The 13,306-nt window shown below is 65.3% G+C and carries 13 protein-coding genes; 9 read left to right on the top strand and 4 right to left on the bottom strand.

Features of this window, described 5'->3' with window-relative positions; genetic code table 11:
* Positions 1–114: 114 nt before the first annotated feature.
* The 8 genes from NMB41_RS01120 (at position 115) to NMB41_RS01085 (ending at position 7,254) form a co-directional block, all read left to right on the top strand.
* On the top strand, positions 115–777 hold the full coding sequence (locus tag NMB41_RS01120) for a DUF484 family protein (protein ID WP_494380662.1): 663 nt from the start codon (positions 115–117) through the stop codon (positions 775–777).
* 19 nt (positions 778–796) lie between these two features.
* Positions 797–1,726, top strand: coding sequence for a tyrosine recombinase XerC (xerC, locus tag NMB41_RS01115; protein ID WP_494380661.1), 930 nt, complete (start codon positions 797–799; stop codon positions 1,724–1,726).
* Between the two features lie 116 nt (positions 1,727–1,842).
* Complete coding sequence (locus tag NMB41_RS01110) at positions 1,843–2,889, top strand: CobW family GTP-binding protein (protein WP_494380660.1); 1,047 nt, start codon at positions 1,843–1,845, stop codon at positions 2,887–2,889.
* A gap of 207 nt (positions 2,890–3,096) precedes the next feature.
* On the top strand, positions 3,097–3,546 hold the full coding sequence (gene dksA / locus NMB41_RS01105) for an RNA polymerase-binding protein DksA (protein ID WP_494380659.1): 450 nt from the start codon (positions 3,097–3,099) through the stop codon (positions 3,544–3,546).
* A 233-nt stretch (positions 3,547–3,779) separates the two neighbouring features.
* On the top strand, positions 3,780–5,066 hold the full coding sequence (locus NMB41_RS01100) for an STAS domain-containing protein (protein ID WP_494380658.1): 1,287 nt from the start codon (positions 3,780–3,782) through the stop codon (positions 5,064–5,066).
* 83 nt (positions 5,067–5,149) lie between these two features.
* Positions 5,150–5,686 carry an ATP-dependent protease subunit HslV gene (hslV, locus tag NMB41_RS01095; RefSeq protein ID WP_494380657.1) on the top strand — a complete coding sequence of 179 codons (537 nt, stop codon included), beginning with the start codon at positions 5,150–5,152 and terminating at the stop codon, positions 5,684–5,686.
* Positions 5,687–5,700: 14 nt separating this feature from the next.
* Positions 5,701–7,038: an ATP-dependent protease ATPase subunit HslU gene (hslU, locus tag NMB41_RS01090; protein WP_494380656.1), complete on the top strand. Its 1,338-nt coding sequence runs from the start codon at positions 5,701–5,703 to the stop codon at positions 7,036–7,038.
* Between the two features lie 15 nt (positions 7,039–7,053).
* Positions 7,054–7,254 carry a hypothetical protein gene (locus tag NMB41_RS01085; RefSeq protein ID WP_494380655.1) on the top strand — a complete coding sequence of 67 codons (201 nt, stop codon included), beginning with the start codon at positions 7,054–7,056 and terminating at the stop codon, positions 7,252–7,254.
* 70 nt (positions 7,255–7,324) lie between these two features.
* Here NMB41_RS01085 and NMB41_RS01080 read toward each other — a convergent pair whose 3' ends face one another.
* Positions 7,325–8,965: a hypothetical protein gene (locus NMB41_RS01080; protein ID WP_494380654.1), complete on the bottom strand. Its 1,641-nt coding sequence runs from the start codon at positions 8,963–8,965 to the stop codon at positions 7,325–7,327.
* A 228-nt stretch (positions 8,966–9,193) separates the two neighbouring features.
* Here NMB41_RS01080 and NMB41_RS01075 point away from each other — a divergent pair, with 228 nt between their 5' ends.
* Positions 9,194–9,925: a helix-turn-helix domain-containing protein gene (locus NMB41_RS01075; RefSeq protein WP_494380653.1), complete on the top strand. Its 732-nt coding sequence runs from the start codon at positions 9,194–9,196 to the stop codon at positions 9,923–9,925.
* A gap of 39 nt (positions 9,926–9,964) precedes the next feature.
* On the opposite strand, the gene NMB41_RS01070 is transcribed toward NMB41_RS01075, so the two are convergent.
* The 3 genes from NMB41_RS01070 to gspE are packed head-to-tail and all read right to left on the bottom strand — an operon-like array spanning position 9,965 to position 13,304.
* Positions 9,965–10,648: a type II secretion system protein N gene (locus NMB41_RS01070; protein ID WP_494380652.1), complete on the bottom strand. Its 684-nt coding sequence runs from the start codon at positions 10,646–10,648 to the stop codon at positions 9,965–9,967.
* Positions 10,649–10,659: 11 nt separating this feature from the next.
* Complete coding sequence (gene gspF / locus NMB41_RS01065; RefSeq protein ID WP_494380651.1) at positions 10,660–11,880, bottom strand: type II secretion system inner membrane protein GspF; 1,221 nt, start codon at positions 11,878–11,880, stop codon at positions 10,660–10,662.
* A 2-nt stretch (positions 11,881–11,882) separates the two neighbouring features.
* Complete coding sequence (gspE, locus tag NMB41_RS01060; protein ID WP_494380650.1) at positions 11,883–13,304, bottom strand: type II secretion system ATPase GspE; 1,422 nt, start codon at positions 13,302–13,304, stop codon at positions 11,883–11,885.
* Positions 13,305–13,306 lie beyond the last annotated feature (2 nt).

Raw genomic sequence — 13,306 nt, 5'->3', positions numbered from 1 at the left:
CATGAGGGCGCCTGTCGCGCCCAGGAAGGGTGCCCGTATGCACCCTTTTTGTCGCTACGCCCCTCCCCCCACTGGGGTAGAATTGCGCACCCCCCAATTCTTGCAAGACTAACGATGACTGTCACCCTGGACTCCGCCACTGTCGCCAACTACCTGGCCGAGCACCCGCGCTTTTTCGAAGAACATGCCGGCCTGCTGGGCGAAGTCAAACTGTCGAGCCCGCTGACCGGAAAGGCCGTGTCGCTGCAGGAGCGCCAGATGGAAGTCATGCGCGCCAAGTACAACGCGCTCGAACTGCGCATGGCCGAGCTGATGCGCACGGCGGGCGAGAATACCGTGATCCTGCAGCGCTTCCACGCCTGGCACCTGGCGCTGCTGAAGTCGACCGGCGGCGCGACCATGGCGCGCGACCTGGTCGACGGCTTGCTGGCACATTTCGGCGTGCCGCAGGCAACGCTGCGCTTGTGGAACGTGCACCCCGACCATGCACAGGCCTGGTTCGCCGGCGACGTCGCCGAGGATGCGCGCCTGTTCGCGTCCAGCCTGCGCGCGCCCTACTGCGGCCCGAACAAGGATTTCGAGGCTGTCCGCTGGCTCGAGCAAGCCGATGAAGTGCGCTCGACCGTCCTGTTGCCGCTGACGGCCGATGGCGTCACCTTCGGCTTGCTGGTGATGGGTTCGCCCGACGCCGAGCGTTTCAGCCCGATGCTGGCCACCGATTTCCTGGTGCAGCTGGGCCAGTCGGCCAGCGCCGCGCTGGCGCCGCTGCGCGCCTGATTACTTCGGCGGCCATTCCATGGACACGGCGCGCGAGGACTGGACCGGGCGTTACCTGCGCGAACTGGCCACCCAGCGCCAGTTGTCCGAGCACACGATCGCCGCCTACCGGCGCGACCTGGCCGAGCTGCGCCAGCTGGCCGGGCACGAAGACTGGCCCCTCCTGACCCACGCCGACATGCGCCGTTTTGCCGCGCGCCTGCACGCCGGCGGCCAGGAACCGCGCTCGATTGCCCGTAAACTGTCGGGCTGGCGCGGCTTTTATCAATGGCTGTCGCGCCAGATGGCGCTGCCGGCGAATCCGGTCGAAGGCGTCCGTGCGCCGCGCCGTCCCAAAACACTGCCCAAGGCGCTCGCCGTCGATGCCGCCGTCCAGCTGCTCGAAGCGAACCGCCATGGCCATCCCGAGCCGGCCGAACTCTGCAACCGCGCCATGTTCGAGCTGCTGTACTCGAGCGGGCTGCGGGTCTCGGAACTGGCCGGACTCGACCTTGCTTATACGAATGCCAACGGCGCCACCTCGCTCGGCTGGTTCGATGCCGCGGCCGGCGACGTCGTGGTTACCGGCAAGGGCAACAAAATGCGCCGGGTGCCGGTGGGCGGCCCCGCGCGCGAGGCCCTGGCCGCCTGGCTGGCGGTGCGCCCACCGGCCGCGGACGGCAGCCCCGCCCTGTTCCTGTCCAGCCGCGGCAGCCGCATCACCCCGCGCGTGGTGCAGCAGCGCCTGAAAACGCATGCGCTGCAGGCCGGCTCCCCGGTGCACGTGCACCCGCACGTGCTGCGCCACTCGTTCGCCTCGCACCTGCTTCAATCGTCCGGCGACCTGCGCGCCGTGCAGGAATTACTCGGCCACGCCAGCATCACTTCGACCCAGGTATATACCGCGCTCGATTTCCAGCACCTTGCCGCGGTTTATGACCGAGCTCATCCGCGAGCGAAAGCGAAGTAGACAAGTGTTCGCCTGAGCTGGCGCAAAGACCAGTGCAGTTGATGTGGCAGATTGCAAATTACGGCATAATCTTCGGCTTCCTTGCCTTCCCTAGCCGGCCCGACCCGCGAACAACCATGTCACCCATTCCGACCACCATCCTCACCGGCTTCCTTGGCGCCGGCAAGACCACCCTGCTCAACCGCATCCTGCGCGAGGAGCACGGCCTGCGCATTGCCGTCATCGAGAATGAATTCGGTGAAGAAAACATCGACAACGAAATCCTGGTCCAGGACAGCGGCGAACAGATCGTCGAAATGAACAACGGCTGCATCTGCTGCACCATCCGCGGCGACCTGGTCGTGGCGCTGACGAGCCTGGCGCAAAAACGCGCAGCCGGCGAGATCGCCTTCGACCGCGTCGTCATCGAAACGACCGGTCTCGCCAACCCGGGCCCGGTGGCCCAGACTTTCTTCGTCGACGAAGAAGTAGGCGCTCACTATATGTTGGATGCCGTGGTGACGGTGGTCGATGCGCACCATGCGATGGACCAGCTCGATCGCCACGAGGAAGCCCAGCGCCAAGTCGGTTTTGCCGACAAGATTTTGCTCTCGAAGCTGGACCTGGTCGCGCCCGACGCCCTGGAAGCCCTGAAGATGCGCTTGACACGCATCAACCCGCGGGCCCCGATCTCGACCTCCGACTTCGGCCGCGCGCCGATTGCCGAAGTACTCGACCTGCGTGGTTTCAACTTGAACGACAAGCTCGAACTCGACCCGGACTTCCTGCGCGCCGAAGAGCACGATCACGCGCACCACGAGCATGAGGGGCACGTGCATACCGAGGCCTGCAATCACGGCCACGACCACCATCATGCGCACCACAGCGACGACATCGCCGCCTTCGTGTTCAAGAGCGAGCGTCCTTTCGACCCGGAACGGCTCGACCAGTTCCTGGGAAGCATGGTGCAAGTCTTCGGGCCGAGCATGCTGCGCTACAAGGGCGTGCTGGCGATGGCGGGCGCCGAGCGCAAGGTCGTTTTTCAGGGCGTGCATCAAATCATGGGCAGTGACCTGGGAGCAAAGTGGGAGCCGGACGAAGCCCGCGCCAGCAAAATGGTGTTTATTGGTAAAAATTTACCAAAAGACGTATTTATCCGCGGATTGGAACAATGTTTGGTATAAACTATCCCGGTTTAGCAGTACCGGTTGCCGTTCCCATGGACGCATCACGTACTGATGTTTAACCGCTGCCGAAGCCGGGCAGCGAAGACGGCGGATCGACCAGGCCGTCATGGCAGCAGCAAGGGCGTGTACCCTTGAGTTCAGGGTGCTACGGCTGAGCTAGCTGATAAAATGAAAACCTCTGTCGTATCGAAGGTAAGTGAAGTCATGACTAAAACAACGAAACCGAATGCCGCTCAGGCCGAAGACCGACTCTTGACGGAAGATGAAATTCGGGCGATGGGCGAAGAGGACTACATGAACCCGGCCCAGCTCGCGTTCTTCCGCGACCGCCTGCAGCAGCTCGAGAAAGAGCTGCTGAAAAACGCCGGCGAGACCACCGAGCACCTGCGCGAAACCGTGCTGGTTCCCGATCCGGCCGACCGCGCCACCATCGAGGAAGAACACGCCCTCGAACTGCGTACCCGCGACCGCGAGCGCAAGCTGCTCAAGAAAGTGCAGCAATCGCTGGCCGCCATCGACGGCGGCGACTACGGCTGGTGCGAAGAAACGGGCGAGCCGATCGGCATCCCGCGCCTGATCGCCCGTCCGACCGCCACGCTGTCGCTGGAAGCCCAGCAGCGCCGCGAACTGAAGCAAAAGCTGTACGGCGACTGATTTTCCGGTCCGCCTCCCCGAAAAAAGCATGCGCCTGCCGCATGCTTTTTTCATTTTTACATGGGCTTCCGCGCCATTCGTGCGATCAAAAACTTTCCCATGGGATACACTAGCGCTTGCCCGCACAGGCTTTGCGCGGGCGCACGTGTGCGCAGGGCGCCGCGCGCGCGTCCATGCTACCGTCACGGATGAGCGCTTCGGACGCCGCTGCGCCAGACGATCGACAGGATGACGTGGGCATATTTTCCTTCCTCAAGAAAAAACCTGAACCGGCCACGGCGCCGGTAGCGCCCCCACGCGCCGAGGAGCCGGCGCGCCTGTCGCTCGAGGCCGACCGCGAACGCCAGCGCGAAATCGCGCGCGCCACCGCGGCCAAGATCGATGCCATCGAACTGGCCATGACCACCGACTTCTTCGACGACGCCGAAGCGCGCTGGGGCAGCACCCGGCGTGCGCCCGCCGCCACCGCCGTGGTACCGGGCGAGCCTGGCGACACCGAACTGGCCACCCTGGCCGACCAGCCCGATGCCGCCGCCGCGCCGGCGGCCGCCCCGGTGGTCGAGGAAAGCGCCATCCTGTACGCCAACGGCCAGGGCGCGCTGGCCGAGCAGATGCTGCAGGACAGCCTGCGCGAGCTCGGCCGCAGCGAACGCCAACCCTGGTGGATGCTGTTCGACCTGTACCAGGCCGAAGGACGCGAGCGCGACTTCGACAGCATCGCGATCGACTACGCAAGCCACTTCGAAACCTCGCCGCCCGCCTACATCAACCGCTTGCCGGCGGACACACTGCAATCAGCCTATGCCGGCGTCGCCCCGGCCGCGCGCCTGGCTGGGGTCCTTGACGCCGGGGCCGCCCTGCGCTTGCAAGCGCTGCAGTCGGGCACCGGTTCGCCGGCACGCATCGATGTCGCGGGCGTCACGAGTGCCACGCTGGATGGCTGCGCCGCCCTGCTGGACGCCCTGCAACACTTGCGCACGGCGCGGCGCGAAGTCGTACTGGCCGGCGCCGATGCCTTGCTGGCAGTGTTGCGCCCGATGCTGGCCATTGGCGAGCGCAGCACCGGCGAGGCGCCCTGGCTGCTCCTGCTCGAACTGCTGCAACTGCTCGGGCGCGAAAAGGATTTCGAAGAAACGGCGATGGACTATTGCGTGACCTTCGAGGTGTCGCCGCCTTCGTACGAAGCCTTGCCGCAGGGCAGTGGTGGCAGTGCCGCCAGCGCGGGCATGGCGGCGGACCAGCGTTTCATGTTGCCTGCCGTGGTAGACGGCGACATGGGGAACTTGCTCGCGGCCCTGGCATCCTATGCGGCGATCGACCCGGCCGGGCCAATCGTGCTCGACTGCGCGCGCCTGGTGCGCATTGGTTTCAAGGAAGCCGGCGACCTGCATTCGCATTTGCGCCGCCTGGCCCAGGACGAGCGTCCCATCGAGCTGCGCGAACTGAACCACCTGGTGGCGGCCTTGCTGCGCCTGCTGAATTATCACGACTGCGCGCGCCTGTACGCACACAAATACTAGGCCTCACGGCACGCATCTCATCCTGTCTTGCAATTTTGTGCAACACCCCCACTTGCGGAGGGCTAGTTAATCATGAGGCAGATATGGAACAATTTCACGGCACCACCATTGTGAGCGTGCGTCGCGGCTCCCAGGTCGCATTGGGCGGCGATGGCCAGGTCACCCTGGGCAACGTCGTCATGAAGGGTTCGGCACGCAAGGTGCGCAAGCTGTATCAGGGCAAGGTCCTGTGCGGCTTTGCCGGCGCCACTGCCGACGCGTTTACCTTGCTCGACCGCTTTGAGGCGAAACTGGAAAAGCACCAGGGCAACCTGCTGCGTTCTTCGGTCGAACTGGCCAAGGACTGGCGCACCGACCGCATGCTGCGCAAACTCGAAGCCATGCTGCTGGTGGCCGACCGGGAAACGACCCTGATCATCACCGGCAACGGCGACGTGCTCGAGCCCGAAGACGGCATCGGCGCGATCGGTTCCGGCGGCATCTACGCCCAGTCCGCGGCCAAGGCCCTGCAGGAAAACACCGATTTGCCGCCGGCCGAGGTCGTGAAAAAAGCGCTGACCATCGCCGGCGAACTGTGCATCTACACGAATCTGTCCCACATCATCGAATCGCTGGACTGACCGGCGCGCATACCATGAACATGACTCCACTTGAAATCGTCTCGGAACTGGACAAGCACGTCGTCGGCCAGGGCAAGGCCAAGCGCGCCGTCGCCATCGCCCTGCGCAACCGCTGGCGCCGCCAGCAGGTCGACGAGCCGCTGCGCCACGAGATCACCCCGAAGAACATCCTCATGATCGGCCCGACCGGCGTCGGCAAGACCGAGATCGCGCGCCGCCTGGCCAAGCTGGCGGATGCACCCTTCATCAAGATCGAAGCGACCAAGTTCACCGAAGTGGGCTATGTCGGCCGCGACGTCGACACCATCATCCGCGACCTGATCGACATCGGCATCAAGCAGACCCGCGCCAGCGAAATGAAGAAGGTGCGCCAGCGCGCCGAAGACGCGGCCGAAGACCGCATCATCGACATCCTGGTGCCGCCGGCGCGCGACTTCGGTTTCAATGTGAGCGCCGCCGCCGAAGCCAAGGAGGGCGACAGCACGCGCCAGACTTTCCGCAAGCGCCTGCGCGAAGGCTCGCTCGACGACCGCGAAGTCGAGATCGAGGTGCTCGATGCCGCGCCGCAAATGGAAATCATGGCCCCGCCCGGCATGGAAGAAATGACGGAGCAGATCAAGTCGATGTTCGCCGGTGTCGGCGGCACGCGCAAGAAATCGCGCAAGATGAAGATCAAGGAGGCGATGAAAGTGCTGGCCGAGGAAGAAGCGGCACGCCTGATCAACGAAGACGAGATGAAGCAGAAGGCGATCCACAATGTCGAGAACAACGGCATCGTCTTCCTGGATGAAATCGACAAGATCGCCACGCGCTCCGAACACGGCGGCGCCGACGTTTCGCGTGCGGGCGTGCAGCGCGACCTGCTGCCGCTGGTCGAGGGCACGACGGTCAACACCAAGTACGGCATGATCAAGACCGACCACATCCTGTTCATTGCCTCGGGCGCGTTTCACCTGGCAAAACCGTCGGACCTGATTCCGGAACTGCAGGGGCGTTTCCCGATCCGGGTCGAGCTCGAGTCGCTGTCGATCGACGATTTCAAGCGCATTCTCACCAGCACCGATGCCTGCCTGACGACCCAGTACGAAGCCCTGCTCGGTACCGAAGGCGTGCACCTGACCTTCTCCGAAGACGGCATCCACCGCCTGGCCGAGATCGCCTTTGCCGTCAACGAGCGCACCGAGAATATCGGCGCGCGGCGCCTGTACACGGTGATGGAAAAGCTGCTCGAGGAAATCTCCTTCCACGCCAGCGATACGCCGGACAAGGCAATCACGATCGACGCGGCCTATGTCAACGAGCGGCTCGACGTGCTGTCGGCCAACGAAGACCTGTCGCGCTACGTGCTGTAAGGAAGTGGAGGGAATATGGCGAACAAGGCACTGGCGACGCGGCAAAAGATGATGCTGCGCGTCGCACCGGTCCAGCAGCTGAGTAAACCACGCAATCCGGTCGCGGCCCTGGCCAAGGGGCGCTCGGCAGGTGCGCATGCCAAGCCGCTCGCGAGCGAACGCCAGGCGGCCAAGCGCCAGCTGAAAAAGGCGCCGCTGGTTCCCGAGGACGATTGAAAACCGGGACATGTCCTCGTCAGAAGACATGCCCCGGCTCCCCTTCCCGTCGCTCTGACCGATCGGCTGGTTACGTCTGCTGCCCGCCTTCGCATTTCATTTTGTAATACCCGGCCTGGCCCTTGGCGCGCACCGTCCGCGCCAGGACCACCGCTTCCGCTGCCGCCCGCTTGACGGCGGGCAAAACATTGGCGTCATCCATCAATCCCGTGATCGCCTGCTCCGCTTGCGGCGTACCCGCCAGCGCCAGGCCAAAGGTGGCGGAGACGGCCAGCTCGCCCGCCAGGGCCTCGAGGGTCGGCGCCACCACCCCGGCGACCGCAGCCTCGGCCGCCGCGATGGCCGAGCGTGGAATGGCCAGGGATTTCGCCTTCTGCGCGTCGGCCGCGACGCCGGCGAGGAAGTCGAAGGCCGCCTGGCTTCCCGACTTGTTGACCAGGTCGCCCAGATGGATCAGGACCGCGTTCTTCGCATGGAACACAGCGCGCCGGGCCGGTGCGCTGTGCACGAAGTCGATGAGCGGCTGGGCCGCGATGTCGCTGCCGATGAAGCAGAGCGTGGTCACGATCTCGGGCAAGAACTCCTCGTGTTTTTCGGGCTCATTCACCAGCCATTCCAGTAGCAGCCTGGCGTCCGCCTCGGTGTACTGCGCTGCCGCCTGGTAGGGAATGCCCTGGATCCAGTGCTGGGAAACGAAGTCGCGCACGTCCTTCGGTGGCTGGATCGCCACGCCCAGGGAGCAGCTCGCGGGCATCACTTCGCCAGACTTGGCGAGGGGGCCGGCCAGGAAACTCTCCGACTCGGCGGCGTTGACGACATTGTGGTCCGCGCCGACGCTCGGATACATGACGGCCCTGAGGTCATCCGTGCGGTGGCCGAGGCCCGCGTTGTGGCCGTACTCATGCACCCAGATCAGCCCTTCCTGGTTTTCCGTGAAGCGCACGGCCGTCACATTCACCGAGGGGCTGCCGACCGGGGCGCAGCCGATGATCGAGCCGCCGGGGCCGCCGCACCAGCGGATGGCCTCGACGATCTTGACGCCCGAGCCGGCATTGAGCAGCGCCACCAGATCGGCCTCGGTCTGGATGGTCCCGGGGATGGCGGCTGGCAAGAGCTGCACCGGCCCATTCCGGACAAAGCTGACCGGGGTCGCGACGTCCGCAGGCGAGTCGTCGCCCTGGAGGATGGTCCCCATGTCGCCCAGGATCCGGTCCGCATCGGCGTCGCTCAGGGCCACGGTGCTGTGGCGCTGCACGGTGACCTGCACCGTCCTCGGCGCCGCGTCGCCGGTGTTGACGACCAGGTAATCGGCGTACAACGGAATATCCGTTTCCCACTCGATGTTGATCCAGACATCGACGCCGCCGGCGCGCGGAGCCACGTTGTGCACGGTGTAGCGGGCCGAGCCGACGAACTTGCCGGCGTCCGGTCCGCCCGCGGCCCCCTCGCCGATCGAGACGAACACTTGCGAGCGCGGGTTGATGTCGCCCCAGGCCAGCTGCAGCACCCACTGGCCGTGCAGCGCGCCCCAGTCGTGGCGATAGGTAAATCCGGATCCGCTGAGCTCGGGCTGCGGCGTGGCCGCCCCGAACAGCGGCCGCACCGCTGCTTGCCGCACCTGCGCAACCGCGACCGAGACCGCCGCCTCCCCTTCCAGCCTGGCGCCGGCCGTGATGATGACTCCAGGTGATTGAATCTGATTATTCGACATGACCATCTCCTTGTGCACGCTGTATGCCTGTGGGTGACCCAGTTCCGCGCAGCGACAAGCCGAGCCAGCTCGCCACGACCGAACCTCATGAATCTAATGGAAGTGTTTTAAAGCTGAGCTCGTTTTAGTCAAGTCGAGGCGGGAGGCGAACTGGCGCGCGCGGCGGCTTGCCCGCCCTGCAATTGACCTGTACATTGATCGGCGCCTATTGCCGAGTACAGGATTCCCATGAGCTCACCCGAGCTGATCGTCGACGTGTTGCGCGCCGAGTTGCGCGCGGCAAATCTCACTTATAAAACGCTGGCCGAACGCATCGACATGAGCGAGTCGAGCGTCAAGCGCATGTTCGGCCAGAAAGACATGCCCTTGTCGCGCCTGGCGCAGATTTGCCAGGTGGCGGGAATAGCCTTCGAAGACGTGCTGCGCGGCGCAGCCGACGCCCGGGCCCAGCCCGACGCCCTGACCCTGCCCCAGGAAACGGCCCTGGTCGCCAAGCCGCGCCTGCTGCTGGTGGCGATCTGCTGCCTCGGTTACTGGAGCATGGAGCAGATCGTCGAAACCTACCGCCTGACCGAGGCCGAATGCATCGGTTGCCTGGCTGAGCTCGACCGCCTGGGCATCATCGAACTGCGTCCGCTGAACCGCTACACGGTGCGCGTCTCGAATGCCTTCCACTGGCTGCCCGACGGGCCGGTGCAGCATTATTTCCGCGAGCAGATCGTGCCGGATTATTTTGCGGGCCGTTTCGATGGCGCCGGCGAGACCCTGATGTGCCTGCCTGCGCGGCTCTCAAAGGCCAGCGCGGCCGAGCTGGCGCAGAAGATCCATCAGCTGGCGGGGGACTTGACGCGGCTGCACCGCAATGACCGGCGGCTGCCGGCAAACGAGCGCGAAGGGATGACCTTGCTGGTGGGATTCAGGTCGTGGGAATTTGCGGCGTTTACGAAGCTGCGGCGGTAACAAGAATGCGCTGCACAGGGACCTGCGCGGCGCCAGGGATCAACGCACCGGCGCGTCGCTGCTGACCGGGCTGCCCGTCGAACGGGTCGGCGCCGGCATTTGCGGTTGATTCGGCGGTGGCGGCGGGACGATGTCGGCCGGCGGGCCTTCCTGGGGAGGCTCCTGTCCCTGCGGCACGACCGGGTTGACTTCGCCCGGCGGCGGCGCGCTCTGCACGGCGCCCGGCGCGGTCTGCGGCTCTCCCTGCGGCATGGCGCCGGCCGGGGCGATGGTTGGCTGCGGCGGCATGGCCATCGGCGGCGCGGCGGCGCCGGACAGCGGAATGGCTGGCTTGGTGTCGGCCGCGAGGTCGATGCGTTTCATGACGCCGCCTTCCGACAGCATCACATAGCGGGCATGGACTTCGCTGATACTCACGCCAGGCGCCAGTTCGCGCCCGATTTTCAAGGCTTTCGGCGGCTGGCCGTCGGCGACGATGATCGCAACACTGTCGCGTCCGGCGGAAACGATGCCCGTCAGCTGGTAGTTGGTGGCGACGTTCGCCACCGGCTGGCCGCCGAAGAGCGTGGCGGCGGCATCGGGCGAGGGCTCCGGCAGGCTGGCGGGCGCTGCCGCAACGATCGGCCGTTGCTGCGGCTTGTACAGCTGCATGCCCCAATACGTGGCGGACACCGCCAGGAAGATCAGGGCAAGCAGGGTGAAAAGGAGAGGCAGACGCTTCATCGTTATCCTTGTTAGCGCACCAGCTGGTTGATTTCAATGATCGGCATCAGGACCGCCAGCACGATCAGGAGCACCACCAGGCCCATGGCCAGGATCAGCACCGGTTCAAGCAGGCCGGCAATGGTCAGCGTGCGGCGCTCGAGATCGGCCTGCTGCGAATTGGCCGCCCGCTCCAGCATCGCGGGCAGTTCGCCGGTGATTTCTCCGGCACGGATCATGTGCACCAGCATCGGTGGAAAGTGTTTTTGCACGGACAGTGCCCGCGCCAGGCTGATGCCTTCGCGCACGCTGGCGGTGGCTTGCTCCACCAGGTCGCGCATGGCGACATTCGACAGGGTGTCGCGGCTGGTGTCGAGCGCGCGCAGGATCGGCACGCCCGAGCCGGTGGTAATGGCGAGCGTACTGGCGAAACGCGCCGTGTTCAGGCTGCGCTCGAATTTGCCGTAGACGGGCGCGGTCAGGAGCCAGGTATGCCAGCGCAGTTTCAGCGCCGGGTTCAATAGCGCCCGGCGCCAGGCGAACCAGGCGCCGATCAAGGCGATGCCCATCAGGATGCCCCAGTCGCGCATGAAATTCGATACGCCCAGCATCATCACCGTCAGCAGGGGCAGCTTTTGCTTGGTGTTGGCAAACACGGACACGATCTGCGGCACCACATAGGTGAGCAGGAAGATGACGATGGCAAAGGCGACGACGGTGACGATGGCCGGATAGGTAAACGCCAGGCGCACCTTTTGCACCAGCGCGTTGCGGCGCTCGATATAGTCCGCCAGGCGCGACAGCACGCGCGCCAGCTGGCCGATCTGTTCGCCTGAGGACACCAGCCCGCGGAAAATCGGATCGAAGTCGCGCGGATGGTGCGACAGCGCATCGGAAAACGCGATGCCGCCGATGACTTCCGAGCGGATCGATGCGATCAGGTCGCGCAGATACGGCTTTTCGGCCTGTTCCAGCAGCGCCGTGAACGCCTGTTCGAGCGGCAGTCCTGCTTCCAGCAGGCTGGCCAGCTGGCGTGTAAACAGGGCCAGTTCGACTTGCGACAGGCGCTCGCCGAAGCCGCGCGAGCGCGTCACCCCGGCAGCGTCGACCTGGGCGGTGATGGCTTCGACGTTCAGGGGCGTGAGGCCTTGCACGCGCAGGTCGGCGCGCGCCGCGCGCGGGCTGTCGGCATTGACCACGCCCTTGCGCATGGCGCCGCCCGCATCGACGGCTTCGTAACGAAATGCCGGCATCGTTAATCCTTGGTTACGCGCAGCAACTCGGCTTGCGTCGTGATGCCTTCGCGCAGCCAGCGCTCACCGTCTTCGCGCATCGTGCGCATTCCGCTGTGCTGGGCAGCGACGCGGATGTCCGCTTCCGAGGCCTGGTTGTGGATCTGCGCGCGAATGCCTTCGTTCGTTTCCAGCAGCTCGTAGACGCCGACCCGGCCCTGGTAGCCGGTATGGCCGCAGCGCTCGCAGCCGACCGCATGCCAGTGCACGCCATCGCTTTTTTTGCATTGCGGGCAGAGCTTGCGCACCAGGCGCTGGGCCATCACACCCAGCAGCGACGAGGACAGCAGGAACGGTTCGATCCCCATGTCGAGCAGGCGGGTGACGGCCGCGGCGGCGTCGTTGGTGTGCAGGGTTGCCAGCACCAGGTGGCCGGTCAGCGAGGCCTGCACGGCGATCTGCGCCGTTTCCAGGTCGCGGATCTCGCCGATCATGATCACGTCCGGGTCCTGGCGCAGGATCGCGCGCAAGGCTTTCGCGAACGTCATGTCGATGCGGGCATTCACCTGGGTCTGGCCGACGCCGTTCAGGTCGTATTCGATCGGGTCTTCCACCGTCATGATGTTGGTGGTCGAGGCGTTCAGGCGCGATAGCGCGGCGTACAAGGTCGTGGTCTTGCCGGAACCGGTCGGACCGGTGACCAGCACGATGCCGTGCGGCTGGTTGATCAGTTTGTCGAACTGGGGCAGCAGGTCCGGGCTCATGCCCAGGTGCGACAGGTCGAGCCGGCCCGCTTCCTTGTCGAGCAGACGCAGCACGGCGCGCTCGCCATGCCCGGTCGGCAAGGTCGAGACCCGCACGTCGACCGGTTTGCCGCCGATGCGCAGGGTGATGCGGCCATCCTGGGGAAGGCGTTTTTCGGCGATGTCGAGCTGCGACATGATCTTGATACGCGAAATGAGCGAGGCGTGGATGCCTTTGCGGGGACGCACGATGTCGCGCAAGGTGCCATCGATGCGAAAACGTACGACCGAGGTTTGCTCGAAAGGTTCGATATGAATATCGGACGCGCCTTCGCGCAGCGATTGCGTGAGCAAGGCATTGATCATGCGGATCACGGGCGCGTCGTCGGACGATTCGAGCAGGTCTTCGATCGCCGGCACGTCCTGCAGCAGGCGCGTCAGGTCGAGGTCGGCATCGAATTCGTCGGCGACCTGGTTGGCATCGCCGCCGGCCGAGGCGTAAGCGGCGGCGATGGCGTCGTCGAGCTCGCCACGGTCGAGGCGGCGCAGCAGGACGCGGCCGAAGCGGCGCGACACCTCGGCAATGGCCGCCGCCGGGGTGGCGCTCGAGATCATCACCTCGACGCTCTGGCCGGGATCGTCGCCGCTGCGCGCCAGCACCCCATGGTCGCGGGCGAAGGCATAAGGCAACAAATTAGTCATGG

This window comes from Massilia sp. FBCC-B171 (assembly GCF_059134155.1).
Note: the sequence above shows the minus strand (reverse complement) of the source record. Positions and strands in the feature narration are given on the sequence as shown.

What these genes read in the sequence shown, in the direction of transcription:
- NMB41_RS01120 (WP_494380662.1), top strand. Translation starts at nt 115, where the DNA reads ATGACTGTCACCCTGGACTCCGCCACTGTCGCCAACTACCTGGCCGAG.
- xerC (WP_494380661.1), top strand. Translation starts at nt 797, where the DNA reads ATGGACACGGCGCGCGAGGACTGGACCGGGCGTTACCTGCGCGAACTG.
- NMB41_RS01110 (WP_494380660.1), top strand. Translation starts at nt 1,843, where the DNA reads ATGTCACCCATTCCGACCACCATCCTCACCGGCTTCCTTGGCGCCGGC.
- dksA (WP_494380659.1), top strand. Translation starts at nt 3,097, where the DNA reads ATGACTAAAACAACGAAACCGAATGCCGCTCAGGCCGAAGACCGACTC.
- hslV (WP_494380657.1), top strand. Translation starts at nt 5,150, where the DNA reads ATGGAACAATTTCACGGCACCACCATTGTGAGCGTGCGTCGCGGCTCC.
- hslU (WP_494380656.1), top strand. Translation starts at nt 5,701, where the DNA reads ATGAACATGACTCCACTTGAAATCGTCTCGGAACTGGACAAGCACGTC.
- NMB41_RS01085 (WP_494380655.1), top strand. Translation starts at nt 7,054, where the DNA reads ATGGCGAACAAGGCACTGGCGACGCGGCAAAAGATGATGCTGCGCGTC.
- NMB41_RS01080 (WP_494380654.1), bottom strand. Translation starts at nt 8,965, where the DNA reads ATGTCGAATAATCAGATTCAATCACCTGGAGTCATCATCACGGCCGGC.
- NMB41_RS01075 (WP_494380653.1), top strand. Translation starts at nt 9,194, where the DNA reads ATGAGCTCACCCGAGCTGATCGTCGACGTGTTGCGCGCCGAGTTGCGC.
- NMB41_RS01070 (WP_494380652.1), bottom strand. Translation starts at nt 10,648, where the DNA reads ATGAAGCGTCTGCCTCTCCTTTTCACCCTGCTTGCCCTGATCTTCCTG.
- gspF (WP_494380651.1), bottom strand. Translation starts at nt 11,880, where the DNA reads ATGCCGGCATTTCGTTACGAAGCCGTCGATGCGGGCGGCGCCATGCGC.
- gspE (WP_494380650.1), bottom strand. Translation starts at nt 13,304, where the DNA reads ATGACTAATTTGTTGCCTTATGCCTTCGCCCGCGACCATGGGGTGCTG.